This window comes from Nocardioides agariphilus, from assembly GCF_015352445.1.
In the GTDB taxonomy this organism is placed as follows: domain Bacteria; phylum Actinomycetota; class Actinomycetes; order Propionibacteriales; family Nocardioidaceae; genus Nocardioides; species Nocardioides agariphilus.
In genome coordinates this window covers 142,920-165,689 of sequence record NZ_JADKPO010000001.1, presented here as the reverse complement: position 1 = coordinate 165,689, position 22,770 = coordinate 142,920, and the positions used below count along the sequence as shown (strand labels likewise).

Here is a 22,770-nt window from a genome sequence, read left to right as displayed (position 1 = left end):
CCGTCTGGTTTCGAGACAGGCGCCAGCGCGCCTTCCTCAACCGGCGACCGTCTGGTTTCGAGACAGGCGCTAGCGCGCCTTCCTCAACCAGCGCTCGCGGGCCAAGTGGATGAGGGTGTGCATCTCGTCCTCCAGCCCGTCGGGGAGGGCGTCGAGGGGCCACCACCTGACGTCGAGGGACTCCTCGCTGCTGTGGGGGCTGACCCCGGCGGGGGCGCGGGCGGTGAAGCGTACGTCGAGATGGTGGACCTCGCCTCGCGGGTCGCAGAAGCCCACGGCGTGCTCGTCGAGATGGACCGGCACGGGATCGAGCTCGAGGTCCTCGATGCCGGACTCCTCGCGCGCCTCGCGCAGCGCAGCCCCGGACAGGGAGCGGTCTTCGGGCTCGAGGTGACCGCCGAACGCGAACCAGCGACGCGCCTTGCGATGCAGGTTCAGCAGCACCCGGTCACCTTCGGCCGAGAGCACCAGCGCACCGGCGGTGAGATGGTCGGGGAAGCACGAGCGCCAGACGCCGTCAGCGGCTGCCTCGAGGTGCGCGACGTACCTCGCCCGCAGCCTGTCCTGGTCGGGAGAGGGCGCGCTCCAGCCTCTGAGCGTGTCGAGCGCCTCGGTGTGAAGGGTCACTCGTCGGAGCCGACGTGACCCTGGTCCTCCGGCGGGTTGTCGCCGGACTCACCGTCGAGCATGCGCTGGAGCGCGACGTCGAAGTCCTCCTCGGACATGTCGGCTGGCGAGGTGGCCCCCTCGCGGAAGCCGAGCGGGTCGTCGAGGTCGGCCGCGGTCGGCAGCAGGGCGGGGCTCATCCAGACGCCATCGCGTGCCTCGGTGCCCTGGCGGGTGCGCAGCGAGCCCCACAAGGTCGAGGCATCACGCAGGCGACGCGGCCTCAGCTCGAGCCCGACCAGTGCGGCGAAGGTGTCCTCGGCCGGGCCGCCGGCCGCACGGCGGCGGCGTACGGCCTCTTGGAGCTTGCCCGCGTTGGGCATCCGCTCGGCCGTCGCCTGGCCGACCACCTCGTCGACCCAGCCCTCGACGAGGGCCAAGGTGACCTCGAGGCGCTCGAGGGCGGCCTGCTGGGCCGGGGACTTGTCCATCTCGAACATGCCGCCCTCCATCAACTCGCGCAGCGCCTCGGGGTTGTTGATGTCGACGCCGCGCATCTTCTCCTCGAGCGAGCTCTGGAGGTTGGCGGTGTTGACCTCGATGCCCGTGGCGTAGTCGGTCACGGCGCCCAGGAGGTGCTCGCTCAGCCAGGGCACGTGGGCGAACAGCCGTTGGTGGGCGGCCTCGCGCAGGGCCAGGTAGAGCACGACGTCGTCCTCGCCGACATCGAGGCCGGAGGCGAAGTCCTTGACGTTCTCCATCACGAGTGCGGCCTTGCCGGGAGCCCCGAGCGGGAGCCCGACGTCGGAGGCGCTGAGCACCTCACCGGCGAGGGCGCCGAGGCCCGAGCCGACCTGCGAGGCCAGCATCCCGCCGATGGCCCTGCCGAGCATGCCGACGATGGGGCCGGTGAGCGCCTGGCCTTCGCCGCCGGGGAAGACATTGCCGATGCCCGAGACCGAGGACTGCGCGATCGGCTCGACCAGCCGCTTCCAGCGGTCGACCGTGCCCACGATCCACTCGGCACGGCTCCAGGCCGCCGTCGACTGCACGCCCGAGGGGAACTGCGTGGTCTCGTCGAGCCAGTGGTCGGCCAGACGCACCGCGTCGGCGACCTGGTCGTGCTGCTTCCGGCTCGGCGAGGGGTCCTTGGTCTGGGCGACGGCACGTCGCGCCATGTCGGTGGCCGCGTCCCAGTTCAGCGGCCCGTCGTAGGGCTGCATCATCGCCTGGAACTGGCCGAAGAGGGCGCTCAGGTCGGGCATGCCCGCCCCGCCCTGCCCGCCGCCGAACAGCGCCCCCAGGTTGCCGAGGTTGCCGAGGTTTCCCGAGAAGAACTGCTCGAAGGGCGTGCCCTTGAACGGGTTGTTCTCGCCCGGCCCCTCGTCGGGCCCCTCGTCGGGCCCGTCGTCGCGCTCGCCGTCTCCCGGGTTGCCCGGATTGCCAGTCATGGCTCAACGGTACGGCGTCGAGACGACTGTTCGCCGACGGCGAACTCTAGGCTGGCCGCGTGGACGTGCTGCGCCTGGTGGATATCCGCGACGAGCCGCTCGACGTCGCCGAGGTGATGGATGCGATGGGCGACCCTGCTTCGGGCGGCGTGACCGTGTTCGTCGGTCGGGTGCGTGACCACGACGGGGGCCAGGACGTCACGGGCCTGGAGTACTCCGCGCATCCGTCGGCCATCGGCAAGCTCCGCGATGTCTGCGCGCAGGTGGCCTCGACCTACGACGTCACCGCGCTGGCCGCCGTCCATCGCACCGGCACGCTCGAGATCGGCGACATCGCGGTCATCTGTGCCACGGCCACGGGTCACCGCGGCGAGTCGTTCGAGGCCACGCGCTCGCTGATCGACACGCTCAAGGACCAGGTCCCGATCTGGAAGCACCAGTCGTTCGCCGACGGCACCGAGGAGTGGGTCGGCTCGCCATGAGCCCGGTCGCTGGTTGCTAGACGGCGAGCGCGCCTTCCTCGACCAGCGGCGCGCGGTGCCTAGGCTCGTGCGGTGGAGATCCTGCTGTGGCTCGTACCCCCCGCAGTCGTGACCGTGCTCGCCATGGGGTGGGTCTCGTGGCTGGGTCGCGAGGGCCGCGGGGAGGTCGACCCTGACGAGGCCGAGCGTCGCCTGGCGCGCGCGATGGAGCGGCCCAGCCCCGTCGTGCGGCGGCCGAGTGCGAGTGTTGATCAGGAGCGCAGCACCGGTGTCGCCGTACGCCGCCAGCGGGGCCGCCGCGCGTCCTGACGCCACTGGTTGATGAGTGGTTGAGCTCCAGGTGAGAGGCTTGCCCGCATGACGCAGCGGACGACCGCCGGCCTGGTGGCCGTGCTGCTGCTGGGTGCCCTCGTCGCCTGGACCGTCTTCAAGCCGCTGCCCTACGTCACCTACGAGCCCGGCACCACGATCGACGTGCTCGGCAAGACCGACGGCAAGGAGATCATCCAGGTCTCCGGGCACAAGGTCTATCGCGACGCCGGTCAGCTGCGCATGACCACCGTGCTGGTCTCGACGCCCAACGCAAGGCTCGACCTGTTCACCCTGATGTCCGACTGGTTCAACCCCAACGACGCGATCTACCCCCGCAGCGCGGTCTACGCGCCGGAGGTCGACGAGGAGGAGAACACCGAGCAGGGGCAGGTCGAGATGGTCACCTCCCAAGACGCCGCGGCGGCCGCGGCGCTGCGAGAGCTCGGCTACGAGGTGAACCCCGTCATCGAGGTCGCGGCAGTTCAAGACGGCACTCCCGCAGCGGGCAAGCTCAAGGTGCGCGATGTCCTGCTCAAGGTAGGCGGCATCCCGATCGAGACCGCCGAGGACGTCTCCAAGGCCGTCACCGACGCTGCCGAGGGCCAGGCCGTCGAGTTCGTGGTCCGGCGCGGCGGCAAGGGCGGCAAGGTCGTGCGTACCTCGATCACGCCCACGACGATCGACGGCGCGCAGCGCGTGGGCATCCGGATCGGCACGGGGTTCCAGATGCCGTTCAACGTCAGCGTCAACATCTCCGACAACATCGGCGGGCCGAGCGCGGGGCTGATGTTCTCGCTCGCGATCTACGACACGCTCACCCCCGGCTCACTGACCGGCGGCAACGCGGTGGCCGGCACCGGGACCATCGACGAGCAGGGCAAGGTCGGGCCGATCGGCGGGATCCAGCAGAAGATCGTGGGTGCCCGCGACGACGGCGCGCAGCTGTTCATGGTCCCGCCCGACAACTGCGAGGACGCCCTCCACTCCAACAACGGCTCGATGCGTTTGGTCAAGGCCGTCACGATGCATGCAGCGGTGCAGGCCATCGAGAAGTGGGTGAAGAACCCCGACGCGACACTGCCGGCCTGCACCGACGACACCGCGCAGGAGGCCACCAGATGACCGCCGAGACGCCCGAGGACCCACCTGGGCTGGTCGACGAGATCACCGACCCTGCCCTCGCCTCCGCCGTGCTCGAGATCGAGCAGCACATCGCCTCCGGCGGCTGGGACCAACCGGCCCGCCTCTACGCGCTCGTGCCCACGGCCGAGCTGGTGGCCAAGGAGCCGGTGCTCGCCCACGCGATGGGGCTCGACGAGTCGGCTGCCGCCGGGTCCTTGACGCCGGTCGAGCAGGACCCGCTCGGGCCCGACGCCGACCTCGAGAGCTCGCTGGAGTCGATCACCTGGCCAGCCGGCGTCGCCGGCTGTGCGGCCGTGGTCGAGCGGCTCGTGCTGCCGCCCGACGCCGAGGCGGCCGTGCTCGAGGACCCTGACGGCGCAACGGACTTCGCGCGCCAGCACCCCGACCGTCAAGACGTCCGGATCGTGGCCGGCGCCACGCGGGCCGGGGCGACGTACTGCGCACTGCGCCTGCGAGCGGCCGACGAGGAGCAGTCGGTGCTGACCGGCGCCGAGCTGGTGCCGGGGCTGCTGGCGCTGCTGCGGGAGACCTTGGAGTACCACGACGAGGAGACTGACGTCCGGTGAGCGACCGATTCGACGACGACCTTCCCGAGGACGGGGCGGAGGTCAGACGACCCAACGGTCGCTCGCGCGCCCTGCTGATCACGGGCGTCGTGCTCGTGTTGGCGTTCTTCGCGCTGACCACCTTCTCCACGATCTACACCGACCGGCTCTGGTACTCCGCCGAGGGCTACGGCAACGTCTTCTCGCGGCTGTTCTGGACGCGCACGGGCCTGTTCGTCATCTTCGGGCTGCTGATGGCGGGGGCCGTCGGCGCCAACATGTACCTCGCGCACCGGTTCCGTCCGTTCTTCCGGCCCGACTCGCCCGAGCAGGCCGGGCTGGAGCGCTACCGCGACGCCGTACTCCCGGTCCGCGGCTGGCTGCTGGCCGGCGTGTCCGCAGTGATCGGCCTGTTCGCCGGCACCGCTGCCGCGGGGGAGTGGCGCACCTACATGCTGTGGGCCAACCGCACCTCGTTCAACCGCGCCGACCTCTACTTCCACAAGGACATCGGCTTCTACGTCTTCGAGCTGCCGTGGCTGCACTACCTGGTCAACTTCGCGATGGCGGCGCTGGTGATCGCGCTGCTGGCCGCGGCAACCGTCCACTACCTCTACGGCGGTATCCGGCTGCAGACGCCCGGTGACCGGCTGACGGGCGCGGCGCAGGTGCAGTTCTCGGTGCTGCTCGGACTGTTCGTGCTGGCCAAGGCCGCCGACTACTGGCTCGACCGCTTCGACCTGGTCAGTGCCTCGGGCAACCTGATCGACGGCATCACCTACACCGACGACCATGCCGTGCTGCCGGCCAAGAACATCCTGCTCGGCATCTCGGTCATCTGCGCGGTGTTGTTCTTCCTCAACATCTGGCGCCGCACGTGGACGCTGCCATCGGTGGGCCTGGCGCTCCTTGTGCTCTCGGCCGTGCTGCTCGGCATGATCTGGCCGGGCATCGTGCAGGCCTTCCAGGTCCGGCCGACCGAGCCCGACAAGGAAGCCGCCTACATCAAGAACAACATCAGCGCCACGCGCGAGGCCTACGACCTGCAAGACGTCGAGGTCGTCGACTACACCGAGGGCAGCGGCGTCGCGTCCGGCGACGCCGAGGCGGTCCAGGCCGATACGGCATCCGTACCCCTGGTGGACCCCGAGCTGGTGCACGACGCGTTCGAGCAGATCCAGCAGGTGCGGTCCTACTACTCGGTCTCCGACGTGCTCGACGTCGACCGCTACAACATCGACGGGACCGACCGGGCGCTGGTGCTCGGCGTGCGCGAGCTCGACCAGCGCGGCCTGCCCGACGACGCCCGCAACTGGTCCAACCTGCACACGGTCTACACCCACGGCAACGGCCTGATCGCCGCCTTCGCCAACCAGCGACCGGCCGACGACGCGCGCGAAGGCACCGAGATCCAGTGGGCGCAGGGCCAGCAGGCCAACCAGAACGCGCTCCAGCAGGCAACCGGTGACTTCGAGAGCCGCGTCTACTACGGCGAGCAGAGCCCCGACTACTCCATCGTCGGCAAGGTCCCGGGAGCCTCCGACGTCGAGCTCGACCTCGGTGGGGGCTCCGACAGCAGCCAGGCCACGACGTACGCCGGCAAGGGTGGCGTGCAGGTCGGCAGCCTGTTTCGCAAGCTGGTGTACGCCGTGAAGTTCGGCGACCCCAACTTCTTGCTGTCCGAGCGGGTCAACGAGAACAGCAAGGTGCTCTACATCCGCAACCCGCGCCAGCGCGTGCAGAAGGTCGCGCCGTGGCTGACCGTCGACTCCGACGCCTACCCGGCCGTGGTCGACGGGCGCATCCTCTGGATCGTCGACGGCTACACGACCACCGACCGCTACCCCCTGGCGGAGAAGGAGTCGATCGACACGATGACCGACGACTCCTTGACCCAGGAGAACAACCTGCCGATCGTGCCGACCGACCAGATCAACTACATGCGCAACGCGGTCAAGGCGACCGTCGACGCCTACGACGGCACGGTCAAGCTCTACGCCTGGGACGAGTCCGACCCGATGCTCCAGGCCTGGCGCAGCGCCTTCCCCGACACCGTGCTGCCGCGCGAGGACATGCCCGAGGAGCTGATCAGCCACCTGCGCTACCCAGAGGACCTCTTCAAGGTGCAGCGCTACCAGTTCGCGCGCTACCACGTGACCGACCCGGGCACCTTCTACCAGAAGGACGCCTGGTGGCAGGTGCCCAAGGATCCCGAGCAGCCGGGCAAGCAGCAGCCGCCGTACCGCTTGTTCGTGCAGGACCCCGACACCGGCGCCGACAAGTTCGCGCTCACCTCGGTGTACGTGCCGTACAAGAAGAACAACCTGGCCGCCTTCGTCTCGGTCGACTCCGACGCCACCGATCCAGAGACCTACGGGCGCATCAAGGTGCTGCAGCTGCCCAACGAGAACACCCCCGGCCCGGGCAACATCGCCAACGAGATGCAGTCCGACACCGAGGTCACCCAGCTCCTGTTGCCGTTGAGCACAGGTGGGTCCTCGCGCGTGACGCCAGGCAACCTGCTGACCATCCCGGTCACCGGTGGGCTGATGTACGTGCAGCCGATCTATGCCACTCGGCAGCTCTCCGATGCCGCCTACCCGATCCTGCGCTACGTCGTGGTGTCCTACGGCGACGAGGTCGGCATCGGCACGACCCTCGCGGAGGCGATCGCCGACGTCCTCGGCACGACCACGCCCCCGCCGGACGACGGCAACACCGACAACCCGCCGGACAACAACAGCACGATCCCGGCGCGGGTCCGCAACCTGCTCGCGCAGGCCGAGGACGACTTCGCCGCCGCCGACCGCGCCTTCGCCGCCGGCAAGGTCGGCCAGTGGGCCAACCTGATGCAGGAGGGTCGAGAGAAGGTCGACGAGGCCATCCGCATCCTGCAGGAGAAGGCCGACTCGGGCAGCGGGTCAGGCACCGACACCGGCGACGGTACGGGGAGCGACTCGAGCAGCGCGGCTCCTTAGGGCGGCCGATTTGGGTCGATCCCAGGCGTGCAGTAACGTTGCCCGGGCCGACGCGGGGTGGAGCAGCTCGGTAGCTCGCTGGGCTCATAACCCAGAGGTCGCAGGTTCAAATCCTGCCCCCGCTACTCGTCAGGGCCGTGGATCCAGTGGATCCACGGCCCTGTTTGGTTTGGTGATTTGATCGTGTGGGCAGAAAGTGCTCCTTTCTCGGCCACGACCGCCACGCTGGACCGCCCCCGGCACCTGGCGCCGGGACGGCACCGCGGCCCGGCCGCTGGACCGGCAGGAGCGGACGACCCCCACAACCTGTGGATGATCGACACCACCGCCGAGGCGCTGGCCGCCTCCCTCCCCACCACCATCTCCGACAGCTCCGCTCTCGACCTCCCCGACGGGCTCACCGTCGACGACGCCCTTCGGATCGCCGAAGCAGTCGCCTCCAGGCTGGCCGAATCCACCCGCCGCGTCTACGGACACGGCTGGCGGCAGTGGGAACGCTGGTGCTCGGCCAGGCAGACCTCGGCGCTCCCCGCGAGGCCAGCGATGATCTGCGCCTACCTCACCGAACGGGCCAGCGAAGGCGCCCTGGTTCCCACCCTCGACCTCGCGATCGGCGCCATCTCGTACGCCCACCGCAGCCGTGGCCTCGACGACCCAACCCTGTCCGAGGCCGTCCGGCAGGTACGCCGGGGACTGCGACGCATCGTCGGAGCCGCACCGCGTCGACAGTCGCGCCCGCTGGACACCAACGACATCCGCCAGATCCTCGGACCCATCGACCGCACCACGGCGAAGGGAGCACGTGACGCCGCCATCATCCTGCTTGGCTACGCTTCAGCGCTGCGCCGCTCCGAACTCGCCGCCCTCGACCTCGCCGACATGGAGAGCAAACCCGGCGGCCTCCTGCTACACGTCCGCCAGTCCAAGACCGACCAGCACGCTGAGGGACAGGTCGTCGCCGTCGCGTGTGGCCAGTACGCCGACACCGACCCCTTGGCAACGCTCGACGCTTGGCTGGATTGCCGGGGCCGCGAGGCCGGTCCGCTGTTCACGAGTATGCGGAACAAGGCCGTCACCGACGAGAGGGTCTCCGGCAACGCCATCGCCCGCATGCTCCGCAACCGCGCCCGCGACGCCGGGTTGCCGGCCGAGCGAATCACCCCGCACTCTCTGCGCGCCGGGCACGCCACGACCGCAGCCGTTGCCGGCGTGAGCCTGGACCGGATCGCCGCCCAGACCCGCCACAAGCGACTCTCCACCCTGCTGGAACGCTACATCCGCCCCGCGCAAGCCCTCGACCTCACCTCCAGCCGCGACCTCGGGCTTTGATCTGCCTCGTCTCTCTAGGATGGGCGGCTCACGCAGCGACGGCCTCCGCCAAACCCGCTGGTCAGAGGCCTGAACGCATTTGCTCATCTCGGTGGGACCCCAAGGGCGACGTCTTGTCGACAACCGTCGGGGTCAGTCGCCGCTCCGGGCTGACCCAGAAGCCGACCACTCCTCAGCGAGCTGGCCGAGCACGACTTGGTCGACGAAGGTGCCGCTGACCCAGGAGGAACGACGGAGAATGCCTTCGGTCCGGAAGCCGACCCGTGCCGCCGCGCGAATGATCGCCGCGTTGTCGGAAAGCGTCTCCACCTGGAGCCGGTGGAGGCCGAGGCCGATGAAGCCGTAGCGGCACAGGACGCGGACCGTGTCGGTGCCCAGGCCCCTCCCGCGTGATCTGGGCAGTAGAGCGATGCCGACGTGCGCGCTCCGGTTGTGGGTGTCGATCCCCCACAACGACGCTTCTCCGGCGAGTTCGAGGGAATCCAGGTGCACGACGGAGAATGTCGCGACACCCTCGGTGCGACCGCGGACGGCATACGGCGATTCCGCCGAGTCGGGCGGGATCGGTCGCCACGGCCGGGAGTCGGCCCGGGCACGGGTGTCGACGTCGTCGTACAAGGCGCTGTGGAGGACGGGTACGTCTTCCTCGCGCCGGACGCGCAGCCCGACGATCTCACCGGTCAGCATGCCTGCCTCCTGTGGCGCGGCGGCGACGTTCGTACGGGCCTCCGGCGCATTCATTCACACACACCGATCCCTTCGACCGGAAGCGTCCGTAGCGCGATTCGCGCCGCCACGGCCGGTGAACGTCCCGGCATCGAGGTCGAGGCTGACACCGTCCAGGGCTCGGACCGAAGCCGGCCCACGCCCGTAGACCTTGGCCAGGTCGCGCACCGACAGCGCCGGAGGCCTGGGCGCGGACGAGCGCCCGCGGTCCGATTGGGTCATCGGGTGGTCGGGTCTTCAGCCACCGGGTCCACGACCAGCGACCAGGCACGGACGGGCTGCCCGCTGCTGAACCGCTCGATGTCGGCATAGATCTCCTCGCCGTGCTTCGCCAGCACCGCTCCGAATTCCTCGGCCGAATGCACCCACACGTACGCCGCGGCGGCGAAGGGTGGGTCCGGTGCCTCGGGCTGCATCAAGGGCCGGTGCACCTCGTAGCGCGCGCAGTTCTCACCGAGGAATGAGACGAACATGGGGATATGCCGGGCACTGAAGTAGTCCGCGTCGAAGCGGTCCAGCCCGGTGGGATACACGATCGATGCGCAGAACATGACTCAATCCTCTGGTTGGTGCGGGCGGGTCGCGCTGGCCCGGATGGCTTGAAGCCGGGCGCGTTCAGCCCTCGACTTCGGCCATGGACCGGGGGACGCGAACCCGCTCGAATCTGAGCTGCCCCGACGGGGTCATCCAGGTCGCGACCTGAGCGGCGAGCCGTCCGGCTCGGACTGCAGGGTCCTCGTCACACATCCGGCGTGCAGTGTTCGGGTCGACCGACCAGAGCGAGATGCCCCTGAGGCGCTCGTCGTCGGGATCGACGGGTGGTCCTGCTGCGAGGATGTGGCCGGCTGCGACGAGGTCCGCCGTGTGCGCCAGGTGCGCGTTCTGGAGGGCCTCCGCCTCTGCCGGCGAGAGCTCGGGTGCGTCGGGCCGCAGGATTAGGGTCACCAGGGTGTGGCGGTCGAAGCCGATTGGCGCGACCTTCGCGGCGTACGCGGCGAGGACGGCCTGCCAGCCGTCAGGTGAACCGAGAGCGACCAGCATGTCGCCCTGTCGGTCGCCGTAGCGATCGAGGTGACGGTGTTCGAGGTCGACGCGCGTCCCGCCGGCGCCGATGTCGGTGAAACGGATGTCGACCTCGGTAGCCACCGTCAGGTCAGCGGTCCAATCGGGACTGATCTGCCAGCTCATCACGACGCGGTGCGGTGGCTGCCAGTGCAGGACTCGACCCCAGACGTGTTCGCTGCCATCGGTGCTGCGCTCGAACCATCGACCACCCTCGTAAGCCTCCAGACACGACTGCTGCGACGGGGCTTGCCCGATGGAGTATCCGTCGCGTGGCCACCACGAATCCATGCCGTCGGTGAACAGCGCGAATGCCGCGCCCTGGGCGAGAGGGACGGTGATGCTGCGGTGCACGGTGGTCCGGGATGCGTCGGTCATGGCGTGGACTCCGATCCGGGAAGGACAGACGTGAGCAGCGCGGAGACGTCGTGGTGGTTCAGGTACACCAGCACCCGGTATCCGTCCGGCTCGGACCGCAGGAGCAGGGTCGAGGACAGCTCGAGCGCACCTCCGGCCCGGTCCGCGATCCACGTGCCCGAGACGAGGACGTGGCGATCGTCGAGCCGCAGCTGCTGCGCGCGCTGCCGGCGTACGGCGCCGACGCCCGCGGCCTCGAACATCGCCCGGCGAGCCGGCAGCGTGCCCGCAAGCTGTGCCGTCGTGAGAGGGACGGCCCGGCTCGGGTCCGCAGCCAGGAAGGTCGGGGCGAAGAGCTGCTCGGACCCTCCCTCGGGATCGGCTCCGCGTTCGTCGAAGTCGTCCAGGAAGGCGCGGACATCGGGGTCGGGGTGGGACCAGGTGGTATTCACAGCTCGGTCGCGATCCTTTCAAGCAGCGGTACGGCGGCGGCGAGTCGCTCGCGCTCGCCTCGGGTCAAGCGGGAGAGGGCGGCCTCGATCCGGCCGATGCTGGCCGACTCCCGCGCCTCGAGTGTCTGCTGACCGGAAGGGGTGATCGTGACGATCACGCGCCGACGGTCGCCCGGGTCCCGGGCGCGGTGCACGAGCCCGGCCCGTTCGAGGCTGGTGAGCGTTGCCGCGACGGCAGCCGAGGTGACGCCCTCGTCGCCAGCGATCGTCCCGGGTGCGGAAGGCCCGGTGCGTTCGAGTCGCTGGAGCACGGCCAGTTCGAGGAAGCTCACGCCCTCCGCCGCGTCTACATAGATTCGGCGGATCTTGCGCGCGACGCGGCCTAGGGCAAGGCGGAGGTCGGACGCCAGGTCGGCGGCGCCGGAGGTCGTCATACGGTTAATCTAGATTAGTTAATCCAGGACGAGCAAGTGCCTTTTGGGGGTCTTCGGCGCCCCTGACCCGGGCGTCGGAGTGATCGCTCTTGACACACGGGGCGCGGGTCAGTCTAATACAAGTTATAACTTGTACAAGTGTCTGCCTGTGATATGGAGCTGTGATGACTGACACGACCATTGCCGGAGACTTCACCGCGGTGCTGGACCTGCCTGCCGCCCCTGAGGACCTGATCGCCCTGTTCACCTCGCCGGAGGGCGTCAGCCGCTGGTGGGGACCGACGACCGGAGACGGCAAGATCGGCGGGGTTCTCGTGATCAGCTTCGGCGAGCACGGACAGAACGCCGTGCGCGTGCTGCAGACCGATCCGGGCCGGGTAGTGTGGGAGCCCGTCGTCGCCGACGGATCAACTCCGACCGGGCACACGCACGAATGGCTCGGCACCACGATCGAGGTCGAGGTCCGTGCCGCCGGAGAGGGTGCTCAGCTCCACTTCCGGCACCGCGGCCTGACGCCAAAGCTCGCGTGCTGGGACGACTGCGTCGCAGGGTGGAATCACTTCATGGCCAGCATCAGCTCGCTCCTGCGGACGGGTTCAGGACACCCCTACGGTTCCTGAGACGCTGGTCCCGTGGTCGGACGAACGCGGTCGAAGAACGAGACACCTGACGCGGTGCTCCGCGCTCTGGCAGACCCCCATCGCCGACAGATCCTGCGCCTGGTCCAGCACGGGGAGCTGCCTGCCGGACAGATCGCGGCGAGCTTCACGCTCACTCAGCAGGCGGTCAGCCAGCACATCGGCGTCCTCAAGTCTGCCGGCCTGCTCACGGAACGCCGCGACGGCACCCGACGGCTCTACTCGCTCCGCCAGGAGCCGCTGGAGTCCGTGCGCGGGCTGCTGGCTGAGCTCTGGCCGGAGGCCCTGTCCCGCCTGAAGCGGGCCGTCGAGGAGGCGCATCCGAGGGACTCCGGGAGAGACGCGTGAGCGCCGAGGTCCACGACGGCATCGTCATCGCGACCGAGCACATTCAGGCAGCACCCGAGGTCGTCTTCCGCTACTTCACCGATCCCGCGCTCCTGACCACGTGGATCGGCGACCTGGCGGAGCTCGACCCGCTGCCCGGTGGGCGGTTCGACCTCGTCATGGGCGACGTCCGTTGTCGTGGCACGTACCTCGTTGTGGAACCTCCGCATCGGGTCACGTTCAGTTGGGGGATCGATGGCAACCGCGCGCTCCCGCCCGGTGCCTCGACGGTGGAGGTAGTGCTCACTCCGGATGGGGACGACACCATGGTCGTCCTGACTCACCGTGGCCTGCCGGAGAATCGCATCGAGCAGCACCGCGCCGGGTGGGAGCACCAACTCGCGAGATTGTGCCGGACATAGTCCGGCCCGAGGTCATAACCGCCGACACAACGCTCGTGCATCACCAGGCTGAGCGTCGCGGCCGGGCCGATCGGGTCTGGCACGGCACAGCGGACTGCCGATGCGATCACCGGGTAGGTGCCGGCGACGCGTGACTGGCGACTTCGCGCCCGACGTCCAGTCGAACGTGAACGACTGCGCCCGAGCGCGCGCTGCTAGGTCCGAGGCGTTCCATGGCCTCCGCGAGCTCAGCGTTTGCCACAACGGAGAACCGTAAGCACGCGCCGACGCACGCAGTCAATGGCTGAAAACGAGGATTCGAGCGGGGCCAAAAACGGGCCAGGTACTAACGCTCAGTGTCGGGGATCGACGGGCTAGAGTAAGCAGCGTCAGAGTGCTGTTTCGCCAGTGATGGAAGCAAGGATGCACAGGAACGCGCACTGACGAGCAACCGCGGGTATGTGGCTGACTTCATCCAGAGGTCGCAGGTTCAAATCCTGCCCCCGCTACAAATTTCAGGCTCGGAATCTACGGATTCCGAGCCTGAAAGCATTTACGAACTTGATCAAGTGTCCACTTAGTGACGGGTTTCCCGGACACCCTCGGCTGACCTACACGCCCACCCCCGTGACGACTACAGACACCGGCTGGCTGTGCAGTCCCGACATGACGCACCTGACCGCCATGACCGCTGCCCACGCCACCGACCGACTCGCCGACTGGCAGACCGCGCTGCGCGCGGAGAACAAGGCTCCGGGCACCGTCGCGATCTACGCCGACGGCGCCACCCTGGCGTCATCGAGCGGTCTTCGACGGCGACGTAGAGAAGGCCAACGCCGCCGCGCTCGCCTCGCTCAAGCCGGCCGGCATCTTCGTCGGCGTCCTGGGACTGGGCATGGCGGTCCTTGCCAGCAGCTTTGTCCGCTTCCAACTGGGCGCCGCTCCTCCGGAGGAACCGATCAGCGGACGTTTCGGGCACCTGCCGCTTCTCGAGGCGCTGTTCCTCGGTGGCCTGTGGGGAATCGTCGCCGCCGGTGCACTGGTCTTCGCGATCGCCCTGTGGACCGAGAGGCCCGGACTCCTGCGCTGGGCCATCTGGGCCTGGGTCGTCGGCGGCGTGGTGTTCGTGCTCTTCGGCGCGATGAACTTCTACACGCACATCGGCATGTACTACAACCTCGCACACGGGACGATGCACCAGTGGTGACACGTTCCTGATGCTGCCTGCCAACCCACGATGGATAGATGCGGCCCTCGGAAAGCTCCGAGGGCCGCCTGCCGCTTGAGTCCTCACGGCGATTCCCAGAAGCCGCCACAAAGTGGGCGATGCCCGGTCTGATTGCGGTACCAGTGAGCGAGGGGATGTGATGCTCAGTCCTCCGACAGGTCCGTCAGGTCCGCCTCGGCCGGAACGCGTTTCAGCAGGCTCGCCGCGGAGACGATCGTCAGCACGACGATGATGAAGATCAACGACGGGCCAATACCGATGACCGGCACCTCAACGGGCCCGACGTGTTCCACGTGCGATCCGTGCAGGCCCTCGGCCACGAGCTTGAGGCCGATAAAGCCCAGGATCAGGGCCAGGCCGTAGGACAGGAACACCAGCCGGTCGAGCAAACCCTCGACGAGGAAGAACAACTGCCGGAGCCCGAGCAGGGCGAAGGCGTTGGCGGACAGGATCACATAGGGGTCGCGGGTGAGTCCGAAGATGGCCGGGATGGAGTCGAGGGCGAAGACCACGTCAGCGAGAGCGATTGCCCCGACCGCCACGACGATCGGGCTCCACATCGTTGCGCCAGCCACCGTCACCCGGAGCCGGTCGGCGTCGTAGGTGTCCGAGATCGGAACGGCGCGCCGAAGCGCCCGCAGGAGTCGGAACTCCTCGTACTCGTCGGGGCCGTCGTCCCCCCGTAGCAGGCCGATCGCGGTGTAGATGAGCAGCAGTCCGAACACCAGGAAGGACCAGGAGGCCGCCGAGACCAGGACCGAGCCGCCGGTGATGAAGGTGCCTCGCAACAGCATCGAGAAGACGATTCCGATCAGCAGCACCTTGTCCTGCGCGTTCGCGGGTACGTCGAACTTGGCCATGATGAGCAGGAAGACGAACAGGTTGTCGACGCTGAGGCTGTACTCCGTCACGTAGCCGGCGAAGAACTCGGTGCCGGTGTCGGGCGGCCCCCACGTCGCGAGCGCCACCCCGAACAGGACGGCGGCGAGGACGTAGGCGATCACCCACCGGACCGAGTGGGCGAGAGTGAGGGATCCTGGGCGTCGAGCGAGCATGACCAGGTCGAGGGTGACCAGCCCTGCGAGCAGAAGGACCGTCGCGACCCACACCTGCGGCGCGACGGCGGTGTGCATCACGGCACCGACTTGCGGGTGTCCGAGGCAACCGCGTCGGGCACACGGGTGGAACGCTGGGCAGCGACGACCACGACCGTGAGCAGGAGCACCTGCAGCACCGGTGCGGCCGGGCGGGCCAGCGTGACGAGCGCTGCCGCGACGCCGGCGCCGACGACGAGTCCGAGCAGGAGCGAGGCGGAGTGCCGCACGGTCCTGAGCGGCTGTCGGCCGACCAGCCTGATCACGACCGTGGTGAGCGTCCCCGTGAGGTACGTGGTGGACAGTCCTGGTACCCCGAACCGCTGGATCGCACTGCTCTGGATCCCGAGCGCCAGCGCGGTCAGGCCGAGGAGGCCCGCGGCCCACGTCTCGCCCGGATCAGAGCCTAGGGACCACCAGGCGACCGCGAAGACGGCGAAGAGCGCCAGCTCCACGAGCAGCGCCCGCGACACCGCCCGAGGCCACAGCGGGTCGCTCTCCTGGGGCGTGCCCACCACCCGAGCACCCAAGGCCGCCCCCGCGACGTACCCTCCGATCGCGAAGAGCAACAGCTCGACCAGGCTTCTGTCCCCGGAGCCGACGGCCACGCCGACGAGCACCATGTTGCCCGTCATCACCGACGCGAAGGCGCCCCCGAGGGCGAGGAAGCCGGTGGCGTCGGTGGCCCCGCTCACGACGGCGAGGAGCACGACGAGCCGGTCGCGCAGAGCCGTGGTCACGGCAGGGAATGGTGTCAGCGCCCGGCGATGAGCACCCTGGACAACTTGCACGAAATGAACCGCTGGTTGTGTGCGGATCGTCCGTGGGTTCGCGAGGCACGCGGTCATAGCGTCCTGGTCACACCAGCCAACCTTCTGGACGGAGGACCTTCATGCCCGAGCTGCTCTCGTACGACGACTTCCGCGCTGCACTGCAGGACGCCATCAAGGGCCGCGAGGCCGCCAACGCGTCGTTCTCGCAGGCCTGGGCCGACGGCAAGCTCCAGCGCCACCACTTCGCCCGGTGGGCGGAGAACCACTACCACTACGTCGGCCCGTTCGCGGACTACCTGGCCTACATCTACAGCAACACCCCCGACCACTTCACCGACGCCAAGGACTTCCTCCTGCAGAACATGTACGAGGAGGAGCTGGCCGACATCCGCCACACCGACCTGCTGATCCGCTTCGCGGAGGCCTGCGGCACCACGAAGGAACGCATCGTCGATCCCAACAACATGAACGCCGTGACCCGTGGCCTGCAGAGCTGGTGCTACGCGACCTCGATGCGTGAGCACTTCGCCGTCGCGACGGCCGCGCTCGTCGTGGGCCTGGAGTCGCAGGTGCCGACGATCTACAAGAAGCAGATCGTGCCGCTGAGGGAGGCCTACGGCTTCACCGAGGACGAGATCGAGTTTTTCGACCTCCACATCACTTCCGACGAGGTGCACGGCGAGCGCGGCTACCAGATCGTCCTGGAGTGCGCGGACACGCCGGCCCTTCAACAGCGATGCCTCCAGTACGTGCGCTGGGGCGCCGAGATGCGCTTCGCCTACACACGGTCGCTCTACGACACCTACGTCGCTCCGGACCTCGGCCAGATGGACTCCGGCGACGGCGTGGTGATGGTCGAGGAGCTGCTCGGCTCGGCCTGAGCCGACGCGCCGACTCACGCCGGACCGACCAATCACTTCGGAGAGGAAGCCGGATGACGCAGTGGCACGCAGTCACTCGGGTGCGGGACCTCGAGGGTCGTAAGCGCGCCGCGGTGACGGTGGAGGGCACGACCCTGGCGCTGTTCTGGATCAAGGGCAAGGTGTACGCCCTCGCCGACACCTGCATCCATGAGCAGCGTCAGCTGAGCAAGGGCGCGATCTTGTTCGGCAAGATCGTCTGCCCCGGGCACCAGTGGAAGTTCGACCCGGAGACCGGTGAGGCCGAGGGACAGGACGGCCGCTGCGCGCCGACGTACCCGGTGCAGGTGACGGAGGACGGCACCGTACTGGTCTCGCTCGAACAGGTGGAGGCGGTGGGATGAGTCCCGTCGACGGCCCGGCACCTCGCTCACTGGTCCTCGTGGGAGGCGGACAGGCCAGCGCCGTGGCGGCCCGCACGCTGCGCCGGCGCGGGTACGACGGCCGCATCCTGGTGGTCGGGGACGAGGTGCACCGTCCCTACCAGCGGCCGCCCCTGTCCAAGGAGTACCTCGGCGCGGCCGACGACTCCTCCCTGGCGCTGCTGCCGGAGGAGTGGACGTCGCCGAACGACGTCGAGGTGCGCACCGGGGTCCGCGTCCTGAAGGTCAGCGCCGCGGACGGCGGCGTCGTGCTCGACGACGGCAGCACGCTGCACGCGGACGCGGTGCTGCTCGCGACCGGCTCGAGGGCCAGGCGCCTGCCGGGCGTCGACGGTGACGTCGTGCACTACCTCCGCACGCGGGACGACGCCGACGCCCTCCGCGAGGCCTTGGTCCCCGGGGCCGGCGTGGTGCTGGTCGGCGGCGGCTTCATCGGCGGCGAGGTCGCCTCGACCGCACTGGAGCGCGGCGCTGTGGTCACGATGCTTGAGGCCGGACCGGTGCCGCTCGCCCAGGCGGTCGGCCCACGGCTCGGCGCGGCGTGCGCTCGCGTCCAGCGGGCCGCGGGGGTCGACGTACGCGTCGAGACCGCGGTTCGCGGGGTGAGCCGTCTGAACGGTGGGCGGCTCCTCGTGTCGACCTCCGGCGATGACGTCGAGGCCGACGTGGTCGTGGTCGGTGTCGGTGCCGTGCCGAACGTGGAGGTCGCGGTCGACTCGGGGCTCGACGTCGACGGCGGGGTCCTCGTGGACCAGCACTGCCGCACCAGTCAGGAGCGGGTGTTCGCGGCGGGCGACGTCGCCAACCACCTGCACCCGGGCCTGGGGCACAGGGTCCGCGTCGAGCACTTCGAGCACGCCAGCCGGCAGGCCGCAGTAGCGGCGCGCAACATGATGGGTGAGACCACGGCGTACGACGAGCCGCACTGGTTCTGGTCAGACCAGTTCGGGCGCAACTTCCAGCACGTGGGCCATGCCGGAGACGGCGACCGCATGGTGGTGCGGGGCGACCTCGAGGACGACGGCTGGACCGCCTTCTTCCTCGACGGCGATCGCGTCACCGCGGCGTTCTCGCTCGACTCCGGCGAGGACATCGCAGTTGCGCGCGAGCTGATCTCGGCCCGGATGCCGGTGCCCGACGAGGTGCTGGCCGATCGGGACGTCGACCTCTTCGAGGCGCTGGAGGGGATGGGATGAGCACCGGTCCGATCGCCGCGTTCAACTTCGTCGGAGGCGACTGGGTGGGCGCCGCCTCGGGGCGCACCTACCAGAGGGAGAATCCCGCTCGTGTCGACGAGGTCGTCGTCACCGCCCCCGACAGCGACGCCGGCGACGTCGCCCAGGCCGTCCAGCACGTGGCCGATGGCTACCACGAGTGGGCGGACCGGGCCCCGGAAGCGCGTGCCGACGTCATCCTTCGTGCAGCCGACCTCCTGGCCGCTCGCGCCGAGGACCTGGCCGTTGAGCTGGTCCGTGAAGAGGGCAAGACCCTCGCCGAGGCTCGGGTGGAGACCCGCCGGACCCCGCAGAACCTGCGGATGTACGCCGGGGAGGCGCTCCGTCTGTTCGGCGAGACCATCCCCTCCTCGGGCGACGGGCTCGTCCTCACCCTGCGCCAGTCGGTGGGGGTCGTCGCCGCCATCACTCCCTGGAACTTCCCGCTCAACATCCCCTCCCGCAAGCTGGCCCCCGCCCTCGCCGCGGGGAACGGCGTGGTCTTCAAGCCCAGCGAGCTGACCCCCCTGGTCGGCCAGCGGCTGGTCGAGGCCCTGATCGAGGCTGGCGTCCCCGGCGCCGCCCTCGCCCTTGTGCACGGGCACGCCGACGTCGGCAAGGCGCTGGTGTCCGACCCCCGCGTGGGCGCGGTGACATTCACCGGCTCCACCGCGGTCGGGGAGGCGATCCACGCCAACGTGCCACCGTGGGTGCGGACCCAGCTGGAGATGGGCGGCAAGAACGCCCTGGTCGTGCTCGACGACGCCGACCTCGACCTCGCCGCCGAGATCGTCGCTAAGGGTGCCTTCGGGCTGGCCGGCCAGGCGTGTACCGGCACCTCCCGCGTGGTCGTCCACGAGTCCGTCGCCAACGGACTGCTCGACCGCATCATGGAGCGCGCCCGCGGGACGGTCGTCGGAGACGGCCTGTCGGCGGAGGTGACCATGGGCCCGCTCGCGAGCCTGGCCCAGCAGGAGAAGTACCAGACCTACCTGGAGGTCGCGGCCGACGAGGGCGCCCGGCTCGAGACGCCGACCCACGGCAGCGCTCCCGAGGGCGGGTACTTCGTCCGGCCGGCCGTCTTCAGCGGCGTCCACCCCGGGCAGCGACTGGCCCAGGAGGAGGTCTTCTCGCCGATCCTGGCCTACCTGACGGTGGCGTCGTACGAGGAGGCGGTCGAGGTCGTCAACGGCACCGGCTACGGGCTGTCCGCGGGCGTGGTGACCAACCGGCTCGACACCGCGCTGAGGTTCGCCCGCGATGTCGACGCCGGGGTGGTCAAGGTGAACCAGCCGACCACCGGCGTGGCGATGAACGCGCCGTTCGGAGGCTTGAAGAGGTCCAGCACCCAGACGTTCAAGGAGCAGGCCGGCCCCACGATGATGCAGTTCTACACCCAGGAGAAGACCGTCTACGTCAGCCCTGAGGAGGCTCGATGACGACCGCCGATGACGAGCTGGTGTTCCACCGTGTCGCCCGGTCGGGCCAGGTGCCCGAGGGGTACGTCCGCCGCTTCTACGTGGGAGAGCTCGAGTGCGCGGTCGCCCGGTTGCACGGCACGGTGTACGCCACGAGCAACTACTGCACCCACCTCGACTGCCTGCTGAGCAGCGGCAAGCTGATCGACGACGGCATCAAATGCTCCTGCCACGGCAGCGTCTTCGACCTCGAGACCGGTGACCCGATCTACCCGCCCGCCTCGGTGCCGATCCAGGTCTACCCGGTCCGCGAGGAGGACGGCGAGATCCACGTCGGGGTCACGGCCGCGGACGTGGCCTCGGGTGGACCCAGGCGCCGTCAGCTGCGCCGCGACTGAGAGAGGATCGCGACGCGTGGCCCCCCGGGTGATCCGTCCCGACCCCCAGCCTGCTGTGGGCACCCGGGGGGCCGTCTCCTCGAGCCACCGACTGGTCTCGCACGTCGGCGCGTCCGTGCTGGCGTCCGGGGGCAACGCCTTCGACGCCACCATCGCGATGGCCGCGATGTCGTGGCTGCTGCTGCCCGGGCAGTGCGGCATCGGCGGGGACGCGTTCGTGCTCGTCCGCGAGCCCGGGGGAGAGACGTGGACGTCCAACGGCAGCGGGTTCGGGCCGGACGGGGGAACGCCCGACTTCTACCGCGACCTGGGCCTCGACAGCCTGCCGCTCACGGGTCCTTTGTCCGTGGCTGTGCCTGGCACCCCAGCGGTGCTCTCCACCTTGCACGCGCACGCCACCCGCAGCCTGAAGGAGCTCTGGGAGCCCGCCATCAAGGCCGCCACGGACGGCGTGCCCTGCTCGCCCAAGACGCGCGCCGACGTGGCCGAGCAGGTCAACGAACTGGCCCGCAACCCGGGCGCTCGCACGGTCTTCGCTCCTGGCGGCGCGCCTCCCCGGGTCGGCCAGCTGGTGCGACAACCCGAGCTCGGTGCGACGCTACGCGGGCTCGCCGACGACCTCGACGCCTTCTACACCGGCTGGTTCGCTCACCGGGCCGTCGCGTCCCTCGCCGACTCCGGAGCCCCGTTCTCGGGGGAGGAGTGGGCGCTCGGTGCGCACGCACCCCACGAGCCCGCGATCACGACCACGTACTCCGGCCGCCGGCTGCACCAGACCCCGCCGCCGTCCGCGGGGTGGATGGTCCTGCACCAGGCGTGCATCCTGGACGGCACCCTGGGACGGCTGGACCAGCTCGGTCCCGAGGCCGTGCACTGGTTCGCCGAGGCCGCGCGCGCGTCGTTCCGGCACCGCTTCGAGCACTGCGGCGCCGACAACGACGAGTGGCGCCGGGCGCTGGAGGACGACGCGGTGGCGGCCACCCGGCACGAGATCGGTCGGACCATGGCGACGTCCGCGCCCGTCGGCGGTGCGGGAGACACCACCTCCATGGTGTGCGTCGACCCCGACGGCACCGCGGTCAGCTTCATCCACTCGCTGGCCTTCACCTTCGGCTCGAGGGTCACCGTGCCGGGCACGGGCGTGCTGCTCAACAACCGGCTCGGGCGAGGCGCCTACCTCCTCGACGGGCACCCCAACGAGGTGCGACCGCGCCGCAAGCCGCTGCACACGCTGAACGCGTGGCTCGTCGACGAAGGCTCCGACCTCGTCGCCGCCGGCAACTGTCCGGGTGGGGACGGGCAGGTGCAGTGGAACATGCAGGTGATCAGTCACCTCCTCGACCACGGCAACGACCCGCAGCGCGCGGTGTCCCTGCCGCGGGTGACGGTGTTCCCCGGTTCGGACGCGAACACCCTCGACGCGCCCACGGTGGTGCGCTGCGAGGAGGGCCTGGACCCCGACGCCTTGGAGGAACTCGAGCGTCGAGGGCACCGGGTCGAGCGGCTCCCGGTGCAGCGCGGCGGGCCCGGCGGCTCCGCGTGCGTGGTGGCCTGGGACCCCGTCCACGGGGTGCTGAAGGCCGCAGCCGACCCCCGGATGGATGGAGCAGCCCTTGCGATCTGAGCAGGAACCCCGCGCCGACACCTCGATGGCCGAGCTCGCCCGTCGGCTGCCACCTGTGCCGCGGCCACAAGGTGCGTACGCCCCGGCCGTGGTCGACCACGGCCTGCTGCTGACCGCGGGGATGACGCCCCGACTCGACGGGATGTTGCAGCACTGCGGGCAGGTCGGGACCGGGGTGACCCTCCGTGAGGCGCAGGAGGCGGCGGCCGTCGCGGTCGGCAACGCCCTCGCGGCCGCGGTCTCCGTGCTCGGCCCGGGCCAGCGGCTCGGGCGGGTGCTCCGCATGACCGTCTACGTGAACGCCGCTCCCGGGTTCGAGGAGCACACGGCCGTCGCCGACGGTGCCTCAGCCCGGCTGCACGAGCTGCTCGGCGAGCGCGGGGTCGCGGCTCGGGCGGCGGTCGGCGTCACCTCACTACCAGGCGGAGCCTGCGTCGAGCTGGACCTGACCGCGAGTGTGGAGCAGGGCTGAGCT

General features: G+C 69.7%; 26 protein-coding genes and 1 tRNA gene. 18 read left to right on the top strand and 9 right to left on the bottom strand.

Features of this window, described 5'->3' with window-relative positions:
* Positions 1–69 precede the first annotated feature (69 nt).
* A complete protein-coding gene (locus ISU10_RS00885) occupies positions 70–627 on the bottom strand; it encodes an NUDIX hydrolase (protein WP_194694457.1) in 558 nt (185 codons plus the stop codon).
* A complete protein-coding gene (locus ISU10_RS00880; protein ID WP_194694456.1) occupies positions 624–2,057 on the bottom strand; it encodes a zinc-dependent metalloprotease in 1,434 nt (477 codons plus the stop codon). Before ISU10_RS00880 ends, ISU10_RS00885 begins: the two co-directional genes overlap by 4 nt.
* A gap of 59 nt (positions 2,058–2,116) precedes the next feature.
* On the opposite strand from ISU10_RS00880, the gene ISU10_RS00875 reads away from it, so the two are divergent.
* The 7 genes from ISU10_RS00875 to ISU10_RS00845 all read left to right on the top strand — a co-directional run bounded on the left by ISU10_RS00875 (position 2,117) and on the right by ISU10_RS00845 (position 8,846).
* Positions 2,117–2,539 (top strand): molybdenum cofactor biosynthesis protein MoaE, encoded by a 423-nt coding sequence (locus ISU10_RS00875; protein ID WP_194694455.1) that lies wholly within the window; start codon positions 2,117–2,119, stop codon positions 2,537–2,539.
* A 72-nt stretch (positions 2,540–2,611) separates the two neighbouring features.
* A complete protein-coding gene (locus ISU10_RS00870) occupies positions 2,612–2,848 on the top strand; it encodes a hypothetical protein (RefSeq protein WP_370864486.1) in 237 nt (78 codons plus the stop codon).
* A 48-nt stretch (positions 2,849–2,896) separates the two neighbouring features.
* The gene (locus tag ISU10_RS00865) at positions 2,897–3,973 is read left to right on the top strand and encodes a YlbL family protein (protein ID WP_194694454.1); all 1,077 of its coding nucleotides are present in this window, start codon (positions 2,897–2,899) and stop codon (positions 3,971–3,973) included.
* Entirely contained in the window at positions 3,970–4,560 is a 591-nt protein-coding gene (locus ISU10_RS00860; RefSeq protein ID WP_228499019.1) for a PPA1309 family protein, read from the top strand. The genes ISU10_RS00865 and ISU10_RS00860 overlap by 4 nt, the downstream gene beginning before the upstream one ends.
* Positions 4,557–7,517: a UPF0182 family membrane protein gene (locus ISU10_RS00855; RefSeq protein ID WP_194694453.1), complete on the top strand. Its 2,961-nt coding sequence runs from the start codon at positions 4,557–4,559 to the stop codon at positions 7,515–7,517. The genes ISU10_RS00860 and ISU10_RS00855 overlap by 4 nt, the downstream gene beginning before the upstream one ends.
* A 51-nt stretch (positions 7,518–7,568) precedes the next feature.
* Positions 7,569–7,642 (top strand) — tRNA-Met (locus ISU10_RS00850).
* A 187-nt stretch (positions 7,643–7,829) separates the two neighbouring features.
* Positions 7,830–8,846 (top strand): tyrosine-type recombinase/integrase, encoded by a 1,017-nt coding sequence (locus tag ISU10_RS00845; RefSeq protein WP_154686943.1) that lies wholly within the window; start codon positions 7,830–7,832, stop codon positions 8,844–8,846.
* A 132-nt stretch (positions 8,847–8,978) separates the two neighbouring features.
* On the opposite strand, the gene ISU10_RS00840 is transcribed toward ISU10_RS00845, so the two are convergent.
* From ISU10_RS00840 to ISU10_RS00820, 5 genes are all read right to left on the bottom strand, one after another.
* On the bottom strand, positions 8,979–9,587 hold the full coding sequence (locus ISU10_RS00840) for a GNAT family N-acetyltransferase (RefSeq protein WP_228499017.1): 609 nt from the start codon (positions 9,585–9,587) through the stop codon (positions 8,979–8,981).
* A 203-nt stretch (positions 9,588–9,790) separates the two neighbouring features.
* On the bottom strand, positions 9,791–10,123 hold the full coding sequence (locus ISU10_RS00835) for an EthD family reductase (RefSeq protein ID WP_154686942.1): 333 nt from the start codon (positions 10,121–10,123) through the stop codon (positions 9,791–9,793).
* Positions 10,124–10,187: 64 nt separating this feature from the next.
* Positions 10,188–11,012 carry an SRPBCC domain-containing protein gene (locus ISU10_RS00830; protein ID WP_154686941.1) on the bottom strand — a complete coding sequence of 275 codons (825 nt, stop codon included), beginning with the start codon at positions 11,010–11,012 and terminating at the stop codon, positions 10,188–10,190.
* The gene (locus ISU10_RS00825; RefSeq protein ID WP_154686940.1) at positions 11,009–11,443 is read right to left on the bottom strand and encodes a hypothetical protein; all 435 of its coding nucleotides are present in this window, start codon (positions 11,441–11,443) and stop codon (positions 11,009–11,011) included. The genes ISU10_RS00830 and ISU10_RS00825 overlap by 4 nt, the downstream gene beginning before the upstream one ends.
* Positions 11,440–11,877: a MarR family winged helix-turn-helix transcriptional regulator gene (locus ISU10_RS00820; RefSeq protein ID WP_194694452.1), complete on the bottom strand. Its 438-nt coding sequence runs from the start codon at positions 11,875–11,877 to the stop codon at positions 11,440–11,442. Before ISU10_RS00820 ends, ISU10_RS00825 begins: the two co-directional genes overlap by 4 nt.
* Positions 11,878–12,041: 164 nt before the next feature.
* On the opposite strand from ISU10_RS00820, the gene ISU10_RS00815 reads away from it, so the two are divergent.
* The 4 genes from ISU10_RS00815 (at position 12,042) to ISU10_RS00800 (ending at position 14,450) form a co-directional block, all read left to right on the top strand.
* The gene (locus tag ISU10_RS00815) at positions 12,042–12,497 is read left to right on the top strand and encodes an SRPBCC family protein (protein WP_194694451.1); all 456 of its coding nucleotides are present in this window, start codon (positions 12,042–12,044) and stop codon (positions 12,495–12,497) included.
* A gap of 12 nt (positions 12,498–12,509) precedes the next feature.
* Complete coding sequence (locus tag ISU10_RS00810) at positions 12,510–12,863, top strand: ArsR/SmtB family transcription factor (RefSeq protein ID WP_194694450.1); 354 nt, start codon at positions 12,510–12,512, stop codon at positions 12,861–12,863.
* Entirely contained in the window at positions 12,860–13,264 is a 405-nt protein-coding gene (locus ISU10_RS00805) for an SRPBCC family protein (RefSeq protein WP_194694449.1), read from the top strand. The genes ISU10_RS00810 and ISU10_RS00805 overlap by 4 nt, the downstream gene beginning before the upstream one ends.
* Before the next feature lie 670 nt (positions 13,265–13,934).
* Positions 13,935–14,450, top strand: a complete 516-nt coding sequence (locus ISU10_RS00800; protein ID WP_228499118.1) for a DUF981 family protein — start codon at positions 13,935–13,937, stop codon at positions 14,448–14,450.
* A gap of 164 nt (positions 14,451–14,614) precedes the next feature.
* Here ISU10_RS00800 and ISU10_RS00795 read toward each other — a convergent pair whose 3' ends face one another.
* Positions 14,615–15,604, bottom strand: coding sequence for a TerC/Alx family metal homeostasis membrane protein (locus ISU10_RS00795; protein WP_194694448.1), 990 nt, complete (start codon positions 15,602–15,604; stop codon positions 14,615–14,617).
* Entirely contained in the window at positions 15,604–16,305 is a 702-nt protein-coding gene (locus ISU10_RS00790; protein ID WP_194694447.1) for a DUF1275 family protein, read from the bottom strand. The genes ISU10_RS00795 and ISU10_RS00790 overlap by 1 nt, the downstream gene beginning before the upstream one ends.
* A gap of 152 nt (positions 16,306–16,457) precedes the next feature.
* Here ISU10_RS00790 and ISU10_RS00785 point away from each other — a divergent pair, with 152 nt between their 5' ends.
* The 7 genes from ISU10_RS00785 to ISU10_RS00755 are packed head-to-tail and all read left to right on the top strand — an operon-like array spanning position 16,458 to position 22,767.
* Positions 16,458–17,219 carry an iron-containing redox enzyme family protein gene (locus ISU10_RS00785; protein WP_194694446.1) on the top strand — a complete coding sequence of 254 codons (762 nt, stop codon included), beginning with the start codon at positions 16,458–16,460 and terminating at the stop codon, positions 17,217–17,219.
* Between the two features lie 53 nt (positions 17,220–17,272).
* Positions 17,273–17,602 carry a Rieske (2Fe-2S) protein gene (locus tag ISU10_RS00780; protein WP_194694445.1) on the top strand — a complete coding sequence of 110 codons (330 nt, stop codon included), beginning with the start codon at positions 17,273–17,275 and terminating at the stop codon, positions 17,600–17,602.
* Positions 17,599–18,837 (top strand): NAD(P)/FAD-dependent oxidoreductase, encoded by a 1,239-nt coding sequence (locus ISU10_RS00775; protein WP_194694444.1) that lies wholly within the window; start codon positions 17,599–17,601, stop codon positions 18,835–18,837. The genes ISU10_RS00780 and ISU10_RS00775 overlap by 4 nt, the downstream gene beginning before the upstream one ends.
* On the top strand, positions 18,834–20,294 hold the full coding sequence (locus ISU10_RS00770; RefSeq protein ID WP_194694443.1) for an aldehyde dehydrogenase family protein: 1,461 nt from the start codon (positions 18,834–18,836) through the stop codon (positions 20,292–20,294). The genes ISU10_RS00775 and ISU10_RS00770 overlap by 4 nt, the downstream gene beginning before the upstream one ends.
* Positions 20,291–20,671 carry a Rieske (2Fe-2S) protein gene (locus ISU10_RS00765; protein WP_228499013.1) on the top strand — a complete coding sequence of 127 codons (381 nt, stop codon included), beginning with the start codon at positions 20,291–20,293 and terminating at the stop codon, positions 20,669–20,671. The genes ISU10_RS00770 and ISU10_RS00765 overlap by 4 nt, the downstream gene beginning before the upstream one ends.
* 16 nt (positions 20,672–20,687) lie before the next feature.
* On the top strand, positions 20,688–22,295 hold the full coding sequence (locus ISU10_RS00760; RefSeq protein WP_370864484.1) for a gamma-glutamyltransferase family protein: 1,608 nt from the start codon (positions 20,688–20,690) through the stop codon (positions 22,293–22,295).
* A complete protein-coding gene (locus ISU10_RS00755) occupies positions 22,285–22,767 on the top strand; it encodes a RidA family protein (protein WP_228499011.1) in 483 nt (160 codons plus the stop codon). The genes ISU10_RS00760 and ISU10_RS00755 overlap by 11 nt, the downstream gene beginning before the upstream one ends.
* Positions 22,768–22,770 lie beyond the last annotated feature (3 nt).